A 16,932-nucleotide genomic window follows, 5' to 3' on the forward strand; every position below is an offset into this window, starting at 1 on the left:
CGTATGGGGGTGGAAGAAATTAAAATAATTTCAGCAGCAGGTAAATGGTGAGGAAAAAATACGCACCGAATTTAAGCCGTAGGGTGCGCAGCGCGTTTTTGATATAGCCCCTCACTGTTTGTTCTGACAAGTTCAACTTCGCTGCTATCTCTTTGTGGCTGAGGTGCTCATTGCGGCTCAATTCAAATACAACACGCAATTGGGGCGAGAGCCCGGCGATTTCCTTTTCGATCATTGCAGCAAGCTCCTGTGCTTCTACTTTCAGGTCGGGTGTATCCGGGTTTTGTTCCAGAAAGTTTCCGAGGGATTGTATGTAACGTGAGCTGGTTTCCTGCCGGGATACATAATCAATGATGCGGTTGCGCACAGCGGTATAGAGATAGGAGGACAATCCTTCGGAGATGGTTAGCTGTGTTTTTTTTGACCAGAGATTCGTGAATAGGTCATGGACAATGTCCTGTGCGATTTCGCGATTGCGGAGTCGGTTGTAGGCATGAAGGTAGAGTGTACCGTAGTAAGTATTGTATATGGCTGTGAATGCTGTTCCGTCCCCATCCCGCAATTGTTGAAGCAGTGCCTTTTCATCGGTGGCGTTCAGGGTTTTCACGCGGGTGAATAGTTAGTGGGTCAAATTTAGTGATTTCAAGTTAATGTTGTATAATTGTTATGGATGTTTTAACGGAAATCATCCATTTATTCCCGTAAGTTGTGCGTGCGGGGACATTTTTGTACCTTTCAGTAGATTTTTTGCAAATATTTTTTTCGATTGTGAGTACTTTAACAGTTTCAATTGTAGTAGCCCGGTTGTCCAATCGGGCTATTTTCATATTTTTATGTTGGCATAATGAGTATTGTTCGGCATATGGACAATAGTTAAACTAACGTACAGTCCGGTTTTTCAATCGGACTTTTTCATTATCTTTAACGTAAGTAATCAACATTCTGTTCATTCGATGATAGATGGGCAGAAATCATAGTCATACAGCCTGATTTTCCAGTCGGGCTATTTTCAAAGAACCTCATATCGTAATGACCGTTGGTTTCCACCGACAATCATTGCTTGTTTAATATTAGTACGAATCAACTACAGGGCTGTCCTTTTCGCAGGGCGGCCTTTTTATTCGGCTGTCTCGTTGAAATTTCATATTTTTATGTCAGTTGATATGGTGCCGGTCACTACCGGTCAACTGCTATTTTTAGACAACGCTGCTTCGGCAGCAAATTTCAATCAGGATCCCGCCACTGCCAGGTGGGATTCTGGTTTTTAGCCCTTTCCGAAATTTTGTATCTTTAGTGCAGTAAGTGTTTAATCATCTATATGGATTTAAGAAATAACATCCGTTATGTCTATACCGGATGTCGCGTGAAATTAAAGGCTCAAGTAAGGTCTGATTGTTATGTGAAAAAAAAAATCAGGATGATACAGGGAGAACGTTTTAGAACCCTCTAAAATAAGCAGCCCCCCGCCTCGCGCCGGGGACTGCTTGCAAACACCGAAAACAGCCGTTACAATTACCGGCTGTTTCCCATGAACGTATTGTTTTCACTAAGGATGGTGTCGTATCCTGTAAATTCCAGGGCAGAACTGACATAGTGGGGAATGGAAGGTTCCTTCCCTGTTAGTGCGGTACTCAGGTACTTTTTATTACTGTCGCAAAGGAGTGTAACTACCACCGCTTCCGGCCCCAGTTCGTGCTGCAACCGGATAGCACCGGCGACGTTCGCACCGGACGAGATACCGACACCCAATCCTGCCTGCACAGCGAGCTGCTGTGCTGTAATGATGGCATCACCGTCATGCACACGGATGATATCATCCAGTTCATTGAGTTGCACAATGCGCGGGATAAACTCGTCCGAAATACCCTGTATCCGGTGTTCCCCCACTTTATAACCTGTGCTGAGCGTAGGACTTTCAGCAGGTTCCAACGGGTGTATTAGCGCAGAGGGATAGTGTTTGCGTATTCCACGTCCCACTCCCATGATTGTTCCGCCGGTGCCCACACCTGCAACAATCGCATCAGGTTTCAGACCTAATGTTTGTAACTGGTCGATGATTTCAGGGGCGGTGGTATGTTCATGCACAGCAGGGTTGGCTGGGTTGCTGAACTGGCTGGGCAGAAAGACTGTCCCTGATTGTGCCATATCTTTAGCGAGGTCAATACTCCTTAAAAAACCTCCTTCGGCTTTGCTGATTTTTGTGACGGTAGCGCCATAACTGCGGATGATGTCAAAACGCTCGGTACTTAACCAGTCGGGCATGATGATGTGCACCGGATGTCCAAGTGCCCTGCCTATTGCAGCCAGCGAAATTCCGGTATTTCCGCTGGTGGCTTCCACGAACTCATTTCCCGGTTGGATGGCTCCCCGCCGGTAAGCGGTTTTGAGGATATTCAATACCATCCGGTCCTTCACGCTGCCGGTGAGGTTGTATTGTTCGCATTTAACAAAGATACGGCCGGGTTTACCCCTGTATACGTATTTGAGTATCAGCATAGGTGTATTGCCGACAAGACGTTCCAGGTGGAGGAATCTGTTCTCAGTCTCTGTATGCATCCAATAATTAGTTCTTTGCCGTTTCATTTGTTTCATGCCAACGGGACAATTTTCGGGTTTGCTGTAATAAATAACAATGCATCTGCATAAAAACCATCATAATGCCGGAGTATTTAAAGTATAATGATATTTTTGCCGGAAATCTTTTTTGAAAAAAGGATATTACCGATTATTCCACTAAAGCACCATGTAATGGAAAAACTTGACCCTGTTGATATGAAAATGCTGGACATCCTTCAGCATGATGGAACACTGACCAATAAGGCACTATCGGTCATGCTGCATCGCTCAGTTGCCACTATCCAGGAACGCCGGCGTAGGCTCACAGAGCAAGGCTACATAGAAAAGGTGGTAGCGATTCTTAATCGCAAAAAGATAGACCGTAGCCTGATCGCCTTTTCACATGTACTGCTTATATCCCACTCGGCGGATACATTGGGAGCGTTTGAATCCGAAGTAGTGAAGTTTGATGAAGTGATGGAATGTTTGCAGATGACCGGTGCGTATGATTTCATACTGCGTATCGCCGTCTGTGATATGGAGGCTTACAACATTTTCCTGCGGGAGAAATTAGCGAAACTGCCGAACATCAGTACCGTGCAGAGCTTCTTTGTGCTAAGAGCACCTAAAAGCGACACAGCTTATCCTTTATAATCTCTTTACCTTGCATAACAAGCCTTTTGATACAATAGGGTGATTAGCCTTTATTGTCTGGGTGCATAATAAATGATACAGACACCCAGTAAAGCAATCAGAGCTCCTGCAATGTCGTATTTATCCGGTGAGTAATTATCGAATTTCATGGACCACAGGATGGACATAACAATAAATATCCCGCCATACGTCGCATATACGCGTGCGAAATTCGAGGTCTGCCAGGTTGCTACCACACCATAAAATGCAAGTGTCACGGCACCTATAGCCCCGTACCACCAGGGTTTATCTTCTTTAAGCCAAAGCCAGACTAAATAGCCTCCCCCGATTTCGCAGAGTCCGGCAAGTATGAATATTGGCAACGACCTGATTACATCCATTAAAGACCAAGTTCTGTTACAATAAATTCTTTTACACCGTCAGCGCCCGTTAATTCAAGCCAAGCCTCACGTTTGTCTCCGCTTACGGAAAGGCCAAATATAAAGAAATCACAACATTCCCTTTCCGTTTTAATGAACTCCGTTAACTCATCCAGCATACGGTCAGAACCGGGAAAGCGGAATGCATAACCGTTTCTCAGCTCCCGCTTTTCCAGCATTTGTTTTTTCAGCCTCCAGATGACACTTTCTTTCCTTTCCCGCAACTCTGGGCTTGTAAGTTTGCAAACCATTTCCGAAGAACCGTTCTTTGCCGTACAGCTAACGCTGCATCCCTTTTTTTCCTGTTTGTTCATAACTACCGTTGTTGATTCCTGTTGCCCTTTGCTGTTGAACACTGATATGCAAAAAAGTGAGCAGAGCAGGGAGGTCTTTAATGTGCCGATTGCCATAATCATTGTTTTCGATGTTATACTTATATTTACCCTTGCAAATGTAAACGGTGGAGTATAGTCCACTGTCAAGTGAAAAATCAAAAAAAATACGATGCTGATCGGTCAATTGTCGAAAGCTTCCGGACTGTCAAGAGATACTATTAGGTTTTACGAGAGACAGGGACTAATAATTCCGGGCAGGGGCGATACAAGGTTCAATAATTACAAGGAATATTCCAATGATATTCTGGAAAGGTTGCTTTCTATTAAGCGCCTGAAAAATTTTGGGTTTACGTTGAAAGAAGTATCCGGTCTATTGGATATGCTGGATGCCCAAACGGCAACCTGTGGTAATCTATCACATAAAATCGACGAGAAAGTGCTGTTGATTGAACAGAAGATCAGTGAGCTGAAAGCAGTCAGAAAGCAGTTGTTGGATGGGAAGCGCGGATGTCAAGACGAATCAGGCAATTTGAAAACGCCGGGTGCGACATGTCCGGTATTCGTCCATTGAGCAGTTAACTGAATATTCTTACAGGATGCCACGGATTAAGGTAGCGGACGGTCCAATCGGTTTGAAATTCATTTGGTATTAAGGTAACCGTCATGGTAGATGCTGTAGAAATAACCTTCCTTCCGTAATTGATAGGTTATTTTATCCTTGTGTTTTTTCCGATGGTCATAGTCAACACCCTTAAAGTCAAAAGCACCAAGCAGTTGGATAGAGCCGTTATATGCCGGGTAAATGTTCCCGAGTTCGTATTGTTCCATTAAGAACTCCGATTTAAAACGTATCTCCCTTTTCGCTGAATTAGCCGTTTGCAGCTTGTCGCAAACAGCCTGTAGCTTGGCGATTAATTCAGGGTCTTCCCAATAATTCGGGATGGATTGCAAGTGGTAACCTATGTATTGCTTCAGGTAATCGTCTTTATCACCATGGATAATTGCAAACGGGGCATTGAAAATCCCCTCTCTTATTAACGGGTTCAATTTTGCCATTTGTCTATCCGAGAGGTTTCCCCCGGCATGAAAATCCTCCATATTGTTCCGCACCACAATGGCGATTATCTTGGTAATTAGTTTTAGTGCTGCCGTGTCATTCGTGGCGCTTTTTTTCTTTCCATATTGTAACAACTTATAATAGAGCGCATTTAGGCGTAGGTTCGAATCCCATCGTCGGCTCATTACATCATGATAAAAAGCGGCCATCCCGAAACGAGGTGGCCGCTTTTCTGATGGAGCGCGGTAGGAAGCGCAATGCCCGCTACAAGATGTTCTTATCAATATGATCATTGATCCGCTCTGCCCTGCGGTAAACCTTTTCCGACCGTTCATGCAGCGTGGTGTACATGTTGAAAATGGTTTCACCGTAGTCAAAATATTCGTTCTGAAGTTCGGTTACCTCACCCACTGTACCGAAGAACTCCTGCTGGTCGCGATCCAGTGAAACGATGTCTACCGACACCTCTTCGTAGTGGCGGAAGACTTTATGAATCAGTTTGTCACCGATATCATCCGCTTCATCAAACCAGTCTTCGTTTTCGTAGATGAAGTCTGCCCATTCGTTGAACCACTCCTGTTCGGCCACGACCAGGCCGTGCAGTTCCACCAGTTCGCGGTTGTGGTAAACGACGCCTTGGTTGAAATCGCCCACATCGATGGTAAACTCTTCTTCAATAAAAGGAAGCTCGTTTTGGTCCGTGAGCTGGAAACCTGCTTCCAGGAAGTCGAGCTGCTGCTCGGTGGGCAGGAGGAGGTATTCCAGTTCGGTGATTTTCACTTCCAGCTGGAAAAGCGCGTCTTTGTGCTGAAGCAACCGCTGCTTGGTCTCCCAGGTCCGGTCGTGCTGCCGGTAATAGGCGGCAAGCGCGTCGGTCTCGAAGTCGAGCGCCGGCTTTGCCATATCAAACTCAAGGATGATGGGGCGTAGCGGGTGTTGTTTAACAATCTCTTTCATCATTGTACGTGTTCAAAGTTACGAATCATTCTGGTTTTAAAACCATCCCTCCCGGGGCGCCCCGGGAGGGATGGTTCAGTTCACGCACGCCTTAGAGTGCGAACGTCGACACGACGTCGCTGTAAACGGGCGTGGTGCTTTTACCGAGGTACGATGCCCGGAATTCGTACTCCTGGAAAGGTTCCAGGTTTTCGATATCCAGCGTAGCCGTGGGGCTGAGTATGGTATTCCACTCGGCTCCAACTTCCTTCTTCCGGTATTCGAACTGGTAATAGCGGGCTTTTTTCCAGGGCGCTACCTTAGCCGCGATCTTTAGGGAACCCAGTCCGTGGGCCTGCACCGCAAGCCTTTCCACTTTGGGGTTCACCCCCGCATCGGGCGAGGAATCTTTGGTGGGCAGGAAGCCTGCGCTCAGGATAACGGTCTGGTTTCCGCGTGCAGTGATCTCCACGTATTTAGCCAAATCACTGATTACGGTTTCCAGTTCGCCGCGCTTATCATTGCGAAATGATATGGCGCGGCGGTCGTTGAAGGCCGCCTCGGTCACCGCATCTCGGTAGGCAGTGGTGGCCGTAGCCAACGTGGCCAGATCGGGGGTCGGTGTGGCGAAGATGTCGATGTTGTCCGTCATCTTGTTGTGGATTTCTTCTGCAAACTGCAACAACTGCGCAGCATCCAGATTTTTGAAATTCATTGTTGGTTTCTTCATTTCTTTTACATTTAAAAGTTAAAAAATCTTGTTTATTTACAATTCCTGTTAGCTAACAGGAACAAAGGTGAGGTTCAAATTGTCGGAAAACGAAGAAAAGTGTGCCATTTTTCAGGGTACCCCGAAAATCTTTTTGGCACACTTTTTTTACCAATGTGGTCTGATGATATCAGGAATGCCGATTATTGCGGATTTCGCAAAGAGCTTACCTAGGTAAAGTCAGAATTTGCCTAGGTTAAATCGAGATTTACCAAGGTAAAACAGGAATTTACCTTGTTCAAATCAAAACTTACCACGGTAAATTTTCCTTCTACCACGGTCGAACAGGAAATAATCGTGGTCAAATCAAAACTTACCTAGGTCGGGCGGGAAATGACCACGGTAAAAATGGAACTTACCATGGTAGATTTTCCTTCTACCACAGTCGAATCGGAAATGGCCACGGTAAAATCAAAACTCACTAGGGTTAAATCGGGAATTACCATGGTCAAATCAGGATCTACCAAGGTAAATTTTCCTTCTACCACAGTCGAATCGGAAGTTGCCACGGTAAAATCGAAACTCACTAGGGTTAAATCGGGAATTACCATGGTAAAATCAGAATCTACCACGGTAAAATCCAAACTTACTTTCGGAAAATCAAATTACACCCAGGTCGAATCCCGATTCACCTAGGTCGCTTCCGTTCCGCTCCCGGTGCAACCTTAAACAACTCCGTATAACATTGGATGAAATGCTGCGTATCCGGGAAATGCAATTCGGAAGCCACGTGTTCGATGGACTCATCGGGCTTATTACGGAGCAGCTCGCGTGCTTTGTGCAGACGGACCAGCTGGATGGCCCTGCTGATGGTTAGCTGTTTCCCTTCAAATGCCCGGTAGAGCGTGCGTACCGAAACAAAAAGGGCGTCAGCAATCTGCTTTCGCGTTAATTTACGCTCCATATAATGTTCCTGAATGTAGGCCGCTGCCTTATGGTACAAGGCAATATCGGCATTGTTTACCGCTTTTAGGTGGGCGGTTAAGTCTTTTTGATACTGCTCGATGAGTAAAGCGATGCGGTAATTCAATTTAACGTTTAGCGAGTAGACACCTCCTTTGAGTTCCTGTATCTTCCCAAACAGGTTGTTCTGCCGGTAGCCGATGGCCAGGGGCGAATGGGGGGCTTCGGCAAGTGTAGGAAACTCCGAATGTACTGAGCGGAGTGCCTTGCCGGATACGCCAATGAGCAGCATCCAGGTTTTTCCACGGTCTATGCTACAAATCAACTTTTCACCCAGGGCGGCATGGCAGCCGATGTGCTGGCCCGATTTGAGCTGCCGGGAGCCGGATGCGGCGAAGGCGCTTTTGCCTATAAATTGGTAAACAATAAAAAATCTTTCTTCTTCCTGCGGAAACTCGATCACCTGCGCCGAATCGCTCGCACCTTTGATTTCCATGATCTGTATATCGCCTATCGCCCGAGCTGCCGCATACAGCGTTTCGGATATCGGTAGGTGTGTTTCCCGTTCAAGAAAGCGCAGATGCAGGCCTTTTAAAACAGGTTTACTATCAATCGATCCATTGGCAACGATGGTAAATGATCGGAAAAAAGGGTTTATGCTCATTGGTAGTCAAACTGGTTATATATATGGATAAGGTGCTCATGGCCCGTTATTGAAAGGTATGCCAACCAGGATTTGCGCAAGATAGCAATTTAACGCTTCGATACTGGCAACTGGAACTAGAAAAGGAAAAAAATAGAACTCCGCCAAATCGAGTAAAAAATAAAAAAAGAAACAACGAAAAAGGCAAAAATCCCTTTAAACGACGAAAGAGCAGCTTCAAAAGCGGCTCTTTCTTGTGCGGAGAGTGAGGGATTGCTTTACCGGTCCCTATCGATAGCGAATCCGGGCGTAGCTTCGTCATCCACGGTAATCACGTCGCGTGGGATGTCTACCGTAATCGTGCAGGGGTCGCACTGCTGGCCACCGCAAATCGGCGTGAACGTGATGTGGTACCGGCCAACCCAATCGAAATAGTGGGATACGGAAGAGCCGCTACCCGACAGGGTAGTGCCATCCGGGCGCGTGATTTGCCATTGGAAGCTGACCTCGCAGCCTTCGGGTGCGCACGCATACGCCGGAGCATTGAATACATAGGTTTTATGTCGTCTCAGCCTGATTTTGTCGCCGCAATCCACCTGATAACCGGCATCGGGCGACACGTTGATCCGCTGCCTTGGATCGCGAGGGGGAACTACTTCATGTTCGAAAATGTTTACGGTGTGGTCGAGCCACGTTCCGCAGCCGCAATCGCTGGTCTGGCAGCATACTACCCGAAAGCGATTACTCCGGGCCATGCAGTCGCCGTGGGAATCTTTTACCACAACGATCCACGGGCGCGGTGGATCGCAGGGCAGCCCAGCAGGCAACGTGAAGGTGTAACTTCCATTGTCGGTGACGCCGGAAGCTACAACTTGATAGGGCGTGCCAGTTTGCCCATCAATTAGGATAATATCCACTTCGCCCGAAGGGACACCGCCAGTCCAGTTTACGGTTATCGTACTGTCGGCACAGAGCGCTTCCGTTTGTCCAATCGGTTCGATCTGGATGTCGCAGGGTTTCTCGGCATCATCAGGCGAGAAGCAGATCCTGCGCTCACAAACGTTACAGTTCACATCTTTCACCCGCACGATGAGGCAGAACGCGAATTCCACCTCGCAGCATTCAATGTCCAGTACATTGGGTTGCGATACGTCAAGTTGCACCGTTGTATGGAGTACACTTGGCGATCCGGGCGACCAAACCAAGGACGTGCTGTTGTTGCTGCCAGCTTGCAGCGTGAGGTTACCCAATTGGTTGGTATTGGTGGTGAGCAAACCAAAGATACCCATGTCGGCCGGTTGGCAATCGGCCGCCGAATAAGCCACATGGTAGTCGGCCATCAGTATTTCCACTTCCTGTATGGGAGTAGCACCACCTTGCAGCTGTAATTCGTACTGGCCGTTTCGGTACACGAGCGTCGCATCGAAATCGGGTATTTCGCAGCAACCCGTGCTGGTTACGCAGGCAGCGGGGGCTTCTTCACTGCCATCATTGGCGTCGAGCAATGTGCCGTTGGTCACCATATTGCCCGTTGCCGATACGGCCACGTTGCAGCAGGTGCCGAGTCCCTGTTTGGTCACCGGTACGGTGATAATGAATTTGCCGCCCGGTTGGATGGCCGCCGTGGCGTTCACCTGTATTTGCAGGTTGCCCGACGAAGTGGCGGCGATGGGATTGCCCAGGTCGTCGACCACCGAGATCGCTCCCCGCACCACGGCACAGTCGGGCAATGGGTCGGTCACCGTCACGTTGTCCAACGGTACGCTGCCGTTGTTGATGACCTCGATGATGTAGTTGAACGATGCGCCACTTTCGACAGTTTCCGCGTCTGCGTACTTATTTACATCAAGGTATCCCCACTGGTTGATGGTATACGCTGCACTGGAGGTATACACCAGTCCGTCATAAGTGAGGCTTGCCGTATTGGTCCGGTTGCCGTGCAGCTGTGGTAAAATCAAGGCATCGAAGTAGATGACCAGGTAGTTGCCCGTATTCCATTGGCAGGTACCCGGCATGCCCGTCACGGTCCATGAGGGGTGTTGCAGGTCGGCCGTATTGGCCACCACGCTGAAAGGCGGCTGTTCGGGCGTGCCCAGAAGCGGCGTGCTGCATTTGGTTATCTTTCCGTGGTTCGGGTAGTATGCGTACTGGATGGAGCCGGGTATGAGCTGCAATTGCTGGCCGTTGGCATTCAATGCATCGGCAACCACCGCATCCATGTCTGCGGATCCGAGGTTGCCGACCTGCAGCCTGAAATGGATGACGTCGCCCACCTGGTAAATGGGCGGGTTTACCGCATTGGGCGGATTGATGATGCATTTGCGTATGGTGGGTACCGGCGCCGGTTGTTCCACAGTGAAATCGACAGTGTATTCATCTGTTTCAACGGTTCCGTCAATCTCCGGGCAATCCACGCCCGGACACGGCGACGGTCCGCTGGTGCCGCCGTCGGGATTATTGCCGCCGCCGAAGCCTTCGGGCTGGTAGCTGAGGTGGGCCGTGTTTGATACGACCGTTCCCAACGGTGTATTGGCATTGATGGTAAAGCGGAAGCGGAAGGTTGCCTGTCCGTTTACCGGCAGCGGACCGTCGGTTTTGGTGAAGGTGTACACACCATTGTTGTTTACCCAGGTCCAACCGGTGGCAATGGTGTTAGGTGCGTCAACGGTGATGCCGGGGATGTTGATGTTATCGGTGATTTCGATGTCGGCAAGCGGTACGTTGCCGAGATTGGTGACCGTAATGGCGTACTCGCCTATGCAGCCGGGTGCAAAAGGACCGCTGTTGGCACTGGTCACGGTTTTTTCAAAGTTGGCTGCCACATTGGGCATGGCCAGCACCGGCGACTCGGCCTGCACGCTTCCTGTCATCGTTTCGCAGCCGTTGCCCAGGGTGAAGTGGTAGTCGGCCGTATTGATGAGGGTGCTGCCCACCTCGCCGCAGTTCTGTATCTCCACGATGTAGGGAAAACTACCGTTCGAAGTGGTTTGCAAGTTGTCAATCGTGGTGGTGGCACCGCTCACGACGGTCATGGCCGGGTCTTCGGTAAAGGTGCCGCCGATGCTATAATCGCCCAATCCGGGAGGGTTGGGGTTGTTGTGGGTGAGCGTTAACTTCCAGACCGAAACGCCGCAAGCCAGGTTGCCTCGGACGAACGCCTTCTCGGCGGTCCAGTAGTTGGCTGCACGACCGGTGACGGACAATGAAGCCGTACACGAAAGCTGTTCATTGCCGGTATCCACGGTTACGGTTACCGTTAGCGTGCCTACGCTGCCGTTGCAGGTGATGTATGGCGGGAAGCGGTAAAACATATCGAACGTCTGTCCGTCGTTGCCGATAATCGGGTTGACATTGGTGTGCGACAGCGGATCGCCGGGAACAGGAGCAACCGGTACCGCGCCCTGCGCCTGGAATTGCAGGTTTGACGACCGTGTGATGGTGATGCTGCTGGTGGAGCCTGGCGGCAGGCTGCCCGGCAATACGGTAGTGAGCGTGATGTTGTCGCCTGTCAGTACTTCACGGGGCGCACTGATGACCACCGTTCCGTATCCGCCTAGGTCGCATGACGCCGTTACGGGGCTGTCGTCGATCACCAACTGGCCGAAGCCGGTGGTTGCTTTAACAAGCATCAGTACGAGTAAGTAACTCTTAAGGGTATATATAATGGATTTCTTCATGACTTGTTTATTGGTTGTCGAATTGGAAACACTGGATAAATGAGCAGGCCTTGCAGCTGCCGTCTTCGTACAATACATTCACTTTAAGGCAAACCTCGTAGTTGATGGCGCAGCAATCCGCGTCAAAACCGGGCAGCGTGCCGGGCAGCCCGATGACGAGGTGCAGCGGTATGGGCCCGGTAATGGGGGAGGTGCTGAGGTAGCGTACCACCTTGGTGGCCGCCTGCAGATTGCCCGAGCCATTGATGGTCGACATGCCCGAAAGGATCATACCCGATGTTTCGACGCTGTTGACACCCGTAGTACACCCGCCCGGATTTGCCGAATACTGATAGGAAAGTACTTGTACCTCGATGCCGTATACCGCTTGGTTTACCGAGATGCTGCCATCGAACAGGTACTGTGTACTTGTAGCATTGTGTGGGGTGATCTCCATGTCGTCAAACGATACTTCCATCGTTTCACAGTCGTTGCAAAGGCAATCCGGCAGGCTGTCGATGGAAAGGCTCACGCCCGGCTGGCACAGCACGGGTGAAGGGTCGAGGTCGTCGCCCTGCAGTGCCAGCCCGATGGCATTGACGGTCGATGGGACCGTCACTTCCACGCAGTAATGCACCGTTGAAAGTGAGGCCCCGGCCTGGCTGACCAGGCTGGGGTTCTGGCCGACCAATGTATAGGTAAGGGGATTGTATTGCTGGTCGTAGACAAACAATCCGGATGTAGGGTCATTGTAGGTGAGGTCGCCCGAGGCCGCTACATACGAGGCGTCGAAGCAAATGCGGTATTTGCGGTCGTTGCCTTCATAGCCGAGGCACTCGATGCTGTCGTTTTCAATGGCGAAGTCGACCGCGCAATTGGAGATAGCGAACGCCCGGGTATCGGAAACCAGCCCGGTAGTGGTTTCCGTAACGCGCCACAGGTACTGGCCATCCGTTAGGTCGGCATTGGCAAATTCGGTGATGGCGATGGTCGGCGTGGCGGACTTGCCGATGTGCGTGCGCTGCGGTTTGCGGCGGCTATCCAGCCGGATGAGTTCCACCACGTATGCAGGGGCCGGCATCGGCGTACCCACAAGGCGCCACTGCAAGGATTTAATTTCCGATGCGTTACGGTACTGCGCGTTATTCTCGGGCGCCAGGGTTACCAGTTTACGTAATTGGGTCTGCGATTCCGCTGTCGGGGATTGTGCTGTTGGCCGGTTCGGCACCAGGCTGTTTCCCGTATTTTGAGATACGGGGGGTTGCCCCGCTTGCTTCGGTTTATCCAATGCGAATGACAGGCCCGCCCGTCCACCCGGCGTGTTCCACGCGTCGGAAAGCCGTTGCTGTTGGGGTTGTGCCTCCACCCACGTGCCAAAATCATAGCTGCCATTTTCATCGGGCCGTGAGGCGAACCGGAGTGTGCGCGTGTCTACGACGGCGCGCTGGAAAGTATAGTTGACTTCGCCCCATACGGAAAGCCGCTTTCCAATGGGGACCGACAGGCGGAGTTTGGGCGCATAAAAGAGCCCGTTGGAAGCCACGCGGTCCTGACCATAGATTTCTTTCTCGAACGTCTCCTTGCCGTATTCCACCCGCTGGCGCACGGAAAACCCATCGCGCCGCGTTTGGGCATAGCCGATATGGAACTTTGGCGAAAGCGTAACACTGTTTCCTAACTTGACGTTTAATTCGGGGCCTGCGCCAAGCCGCAACTGGCGTTGCGCCATTTCAGCGTTGCCCAGGTCGGTCGATAGCGTGATACCGTCAACCACCGATATGGGTTGCCATGAGGCGGTAGGTGTCCGTTTTGCCGATAGGTAGTCGCCCGCGACCCCGATGCCCAACGAAAAGGACTCACGCTTGAAAACGGGCATGGAAAGACCCACGGTCAGTCCCGACGTGCCGAAAAGATGAGTGGAATCGCTACGGCCGTCCTTTGCGGCGAGTGCGGCGCCAAGCGATACCGTGGGACGGTGCTGGGCAAAGCCCGCACCCGCGTAAAGCATCGTGGCGACCATAAGGAATGTTAAATAGTTCAGCTGTTGCATAGTCATACGTTTAACCTATTGTTTATCCTGATTCTGTATGCGTATATCAACAGGCGGAGGGAATTGTTACCTGTTCGCTTCCTTTATTGTATGTAAACCCAAATTTTCCTATGTTTGAGTCCCAAATCCGATGGCTGCATGATAATAGAACCCCTTTTTGCACTCCTCCTTGTCGACTATCTACGCAAGAAGGTTGATCCGCGTCAGGCGGACTACGATATCCGCGGCTATTTGCTCAAAGGCCGTTACGTGGCGATTGGACTGTTGATACTGGATGTGGTCACCAATTCGTTCATCATCGATGTAGGTATCAGGGCCTGTGTGGTTGCGCTGATGTGGCTTATCTATACCCGCAAGGAACTCGGCGTAGGGAAAAGCCTGATGTACTCGATCATTCCCTACATGGTGCTTTCTTTTGCAGGAGACTTGGTGGAAGAGGTAGCCGCGGACTTCTACGACTCCTATGAGTACGTGTTTGAGAGCGCCAACTTGTTTGGGGTATTGTGGTTTGGCGCGATGTGGTTCGTTAACCGCAGTCAGCGCAAGGCATTGGAACGTGAGCGCATTAAGCGGGAAGCGGAAGAAACGCGGGTACGTGTCATGGCCGAACTGAAGGTAAACCTGGAAGCCGAGGTAGCCCAGCGTACGGCCGAGCTACGGCAGCAAAAGGAAGAGTTGGAAGAGGCGTTGGAGGAACTGAAACATACGCAGGCACAGCTTATCCATTCCGAAAAAATGGCATCGCTGGGTGAGCTGACAGCGGGCATTGCCCATGAAATACAGAATCCGTTGAACTTTGTGAACAACTTTTCGGAGGTGAGCATCGAGCTGCTCGATGAGCTGAAAACCGGCCCGCTTGCGCAACTTCCGGAAGACGCCGCCGACGAAGTGGAAGAGCTTATCGGCGACCTCACCCAGAACCTCGAAAAGATTACGCTGCACGGCAAGCGCGCTGACGGTATCGTGAAGAGTATGCTACAGCATTCGCGGAGCAGCACCGGTGAGAAGACCGAGATCGATATCAATGCGTTGGCCGATGAATACATACGGTTGAGTTACCACGGGTTGCGAGCCAAGGACAAGTCGTTCAATGCTTCGATGGAGACCGATTTTGCGACGGACCTACGCCGGATCGCGGTGGTACCGCAAGACCTTGGGCGTGTGTTGCTCAACCTATTCAACAACGCGTTTTACTCGGTTAGTGAAAAGAAGAAAAATAATGCGCCGGAAGGCTATGAGCCGCTGGTAGCCGTGGCTACGCGGAATGTACAACTGCCCGATGGGCGCGAGGGTGTGCAAATTACCATACGTGATAATGGTACGGGCATTCCGAAAGCCATTATTGATAAGGTGTACCAGCCTTTCTTTACCACGAAGCCCACCGGCCAGGGTACCGGGTTGGGCCTTTCGATGAGCTATGACATCATCCATAAGGTGCATGGAGGCGAGATGCGGATAGATACCGAGGAAGGGCAATATGCGGCATTCACCATTACCATACCAGCATAAGATGACCATGAATATATTAGTTGTAGACGACGAAGCCGATATCCAACCCCTTTTTAGGCAGCGGTTCCGCAGGGAAATCAAAAGTGGTGAGGTGACGCTCCATTTCGCCCTTTCGGGCGAAGAGGCGGTAGCCTACTTGGAGTCGGGAGCATCGGAGGTGGTGCTCATCCTGTCTGACGTGAATATGCCGGGTATGAGTGGGTTGGAGTTATTGCAGCACATCCGTGAATCTCACGGCTCGGCACCGCCCTTCGTGATGATGATTACGGCTTACAGCGATGAGCGCAACTACCGCCAGTCGATGCAGCTGGGTGCGAATGATTTCCTCACCAAGCCGTTAGATTTCAGGTTATTGAAAGAAAAGTTAAAAGACCTTGATGCACATGGCTAAGTTATTGGTAGTAGACGACGAGGCAGATCTGGAAATACTCATCCGCCAGAAATTCCGCAAAAAAATCCGCGAAGGCATTTATTCGTTCGTATTTGCGCGCGACGGAAATGAGGCACTGGCCTTATTGAAAGAGCACGACGACATCGATGTGATCCTGACCGACATCAACATGCCGGGCATGGACGGCTTGACGCTGCTCACCAAATTGCCGGAGGCCAATCCGGTCATCAAGGCGGTAATGGTGTCCGCCTATGGCGATATGGACAATATCCGTACGGCCATGAACCGGGGTGCGTTTGATTTCGTCTTCAAGCCGGTCAATTTCGACGACCTTGATACGACCATCGAGAAGACGCTCCAACACGTGGCCCAATTGAAGAGCACCTTGCAGGCCATCAAAGAAAATAATATCCTGAAAATGTACGTTGACGAGAACGTACTTAATTTCATGACCCACCAGGAGTTTGAAAAGAGCTTGCTGGATAATGAGACCGTGGAAGGGAGTGTGTTATTCATCGACATCTGCGGGTTTACGGCGATTACGGAAAATGCGGAGGCCGATCTCGTGGTGAAGATGCTCAACAACCTTTTCGATGTGATTGTAAAAGAAATCATCAATCACCGTGGCCACATAGACAAATTTATGGGCGATGCGGTCATGGCCGTGTTTAAGGGCGATTACCACATGGATAGAGCCATAGAAGCGGCGCTGGCTGCTAAGGAACGTATTGCCGGAATCGAATCGGTCGATTTGGGGGGTGATGCATTCAAGCCCCGGGTCTCTATCGGCATCAATTCGGGGGAAATGATTTCGGGTAATATCGGGTCTGTCTCGTTGAGACGGCTGGACTACACGGTCATCGGGGATACGGTCAACGTGGCCCAGCGCCTCCAGGGGGTTGCTAAGCCCGGACAGATCCTTGTAAGCCAACAGGTGTATGAGCAAGTGAAACAATCGTTTAGTCTTCAGGAAATTGGACCTGTTCAACTGAAGAACAAAGCGAAGCCCGTTTCCATCTACGAAGTACTGGCGTAGCCTTGGTTTATCAACGGG

16 protein-coding genes are annotated in these 16,932 nt (G+C 50.4%); 5 read left to right on the forward strand and 11 right to left on the reverse strand.

What is annotated here, in order from left to right; all coding sequences use genetic code 11:
* Nucleotides 1–19: 19 nt before the first annotated feature.
* Together ACEVG1_RS05960 and ACEVG1_RS05965 are read right to left on the reverse strand one after the other, a co-directional pair.
* Complete coding sequence (locus ACEVG1_RS05960; RefSeq protein ID WP_374742671.1) at nt 20–607, reverse strand: RNA polymerase sigma factor; 588 nt, start codon at nt 605–607, stop codon at nt 20–22.
* Between the two features lie 905 nt (nt 608–1,512).
* Nucleotides 1,513–2,556 carry a PLP-dependent cysteine synthase family protein gene (locus ACEVG1_RS05965; RefSeq protein ID WP_374742672.1) on the reverse strand — a complete coding sequence of 348 codons (1,044 nt, stop codon included), beginning with the start codon at nt 2,554–2,556 and terminating at the stop codon, nt 1,513–1,515.
* Between the two features lie 192 nt (nt 2,557–2,748).
* On the opposite strand from ACEVG1_RS05965, the gene ACEVG1_RS05970 reads away from it, so the two are divergent.
* Complete coding sequence (locus ACEVG1_RS05970) at nt 2,749–3,210, forward strand: Lrp/AsnC family transcriptional regulator (protein WP_374742674.1); 462 nt, start codon at nt 2,749–2,751, stop codon at nt 3,208–3,210.
* A 50-nt stretch (nt 3,211–3,260) separates the two neighbouring features.
* On the opposite strand, the gene ACEVG1_RS05975 is transcribed toward ACEVG1_RS05970, so the two are convergent.
* Together ACEVG1_RS05975 and ACEVG1_RS05980 are read right to left on the reverse strand one after the other, a co-directional pair.
* Nucleotides 3,261–3,590 (reverse strand): YnfA family protein, encoded by a 330-nt coding sequence (locus ACEVG1_RS05975; protein WP_374742675.1) that lies wholly within the window; start codon nt 3,588–3,590, stop codon nt 3,261–3,263.
* Nucleotides 3,590–4,039, reverse strand: coding sequence for a hypothetical protein (locus ACEVG1_RS05980; protein ID WP_374742676.1), 450 nt, complete (start codon nt 4,037–4,039; stop codon nt 3,590–3,592). Before ACEVG1_RS05980 ends, ACEVG1_RS05975 begins: the two co-directional genes overlap by 1 nt.
* Nucleotides 4,040–4,133: 94 nt before the next feature.
* On the opposite strand from ACEVG1_RS05980, the gene ACEVG1_RS05985 reads away from it, so the two are divergent.
* Entirely contained in the window at nt 4,134–4,535 is a 402-nt protein-coding gene (locus ACEVG1_RS05985; protein WP_374742677.1) for a MerR family transcriptional regulator, read from the forward strand.
* Between the two features lie 68 nt (nt 4,536–4,603).
* Here ACEVG1_RS05985 and ACEVG1_RS05990 read toward each other — a convergent pair whose 3' ends face one another.
* From ACEVG1_RS05990 to ACEVG1_RS06020, 7 genes are all read right to left on the reverse strand, one after another.
* Nucleotides 4,604–5,206 carry a hypothetical protein gene (locus ACEVG1_RS05990; protein WP_374742678.1) on the reverse strand — a complete coding sequence of 201 codons (603 nt, stop codon included), beginning with the start codon at nt 5,204–5,206 and terminating at the stop codon, nt 4,604–4,606.
* 79 nt (nt 5,207–5,285) lie between these two features.
* The gene (locus ACEVG1_RS05995; RefSeq protein WP_374742679.1) at nt 5,286–5,981 is read right to left on the reverse strand and encodes a hypothetical protein; all 696 of its coding nucleotides are present in this window, start codon (nt 5,979–5,981) and stop codon (nt 5,286–5,288) included.
* Nucleotides 5,982–6,069: 88 nt separating this feature from the next.
* Nucleotides 6,070–6,687, reverse strand: a complete 618-nt coding sequence (locus tag ACEVG1_RS06000) for a hypothetical protein (protein ID WP_374742680.1) — start codon at nt 6,685–6,687, stop codon at nt 6,070–6,072.
* 356 nt (nt 6,688–7,043) lie between these two features.
* Nucleotides 7,044–7,298, reverse strand: coding sequence for a hypothetical protein (locus tag ACEVG1_RS06005; protein WP_374742681.1), 255 nt, complete (start codon nt 7,296–7,298; stop codon nt 7,044–7,046).
* Between the two features lie 56 nt (nt 7,299–7,354).
* Nucleotides 7,355–8,293 carry a helix-turn-helix domain-containing protein gene (locus ACEVG1_RS06010; RefSeq protein ID WP_374742682.1) on the reverse strand — a complete coding sequence of 313 codons (939 nt, stop codon included), beginning with the start codon at nt 8,291–8,293 and terminating at the stop codon, nt 7,355–7,357.
* Between the two features lie 257 nt (nt 8,294–8,550).
* Nucleotides 8,551–11,949, reverse strand: a complete 3,399-nt coding sequence (locus ACEVG1_RS06015) for a hypothetical protein (protein ID WP_374742683.1) — start codon at nt 11,947–11,949, stop codon at nt 8,551–8,553.
* Between the two features lie 7 nt (nt 11,950–11,956).
* Complete coding sequence (locus ACEVG1_RS06020; RefSeq protein ID WP_374742684.1) at nt 11,957–13,978, reverse strand: hypothetical protein; 2,022 nt, start codon at nt 13,976–13,978, stop codon at nt 11,957–11,959.
* Nucleotides 13,979–14,116: 138 nt separating this feature from the next.
* Between ACEVG1_RS06020 and ACEVG1_RS06025 the strand changes: the two genes are divergently transcribed.
* The 3 genes from ACEVG1_RS06025 to ACEVG1_RS06035 are packed head-to-tail and all read left to right on the forward strand — an operon-like array spanning nt 14,117 to nt 16,914.
* Nucleotides 14,117–15,487, forward strand: a complete 1,371-nt coding sequence (locus ACEVG1_RS06025) for a sensor histidine kinase (protein WP_374742685.1) — start codon at nt 14,117–14,119, stop codon at nt 15,485–15,487.
* Between the two features lie 7 nt (nt 15,488–15,494).
* A complete protein-coding gene (locus ACEVG1_RS06030) occupies nt 15,495–15,878 on the forward strand; it encodes a response regulator (protein ID WP_374742686.1) in 384 nt (127 codons plus the stop codon).
* Nucleotides 15,871–16,914 carry an adenylate/guanylate cyclase domain-containing protein gene (locus tag ACEVG1_RS06035; protein WP_374742687.1) on the forward strand — a complete coding sequence of 348 codons (1,044 nt, stop codon included), beginning with the start codon at nt 15,871–15,873 and terminating at the stop codon, nt 16,912–16,914. The genes ACEVG1_RS06030 and ACEVG1_RS06035 overlap by 8 nt, the downstream gene beginning before the upstream one ends.
* The last annotated feature ends 18 nt before the right edge of the window (nt 16,915–16,932 follow it).

This window comes from Parapedobacter sp. 2B3 (assembly GCF_041925275.1).
Lineage (GTDB): Bacteria > Bacteroidota > Bacteroidia > Sphingobacteriales > Sphingobacteriaceae > Parapedobacter > Parapedobacter pyrenivorans_A.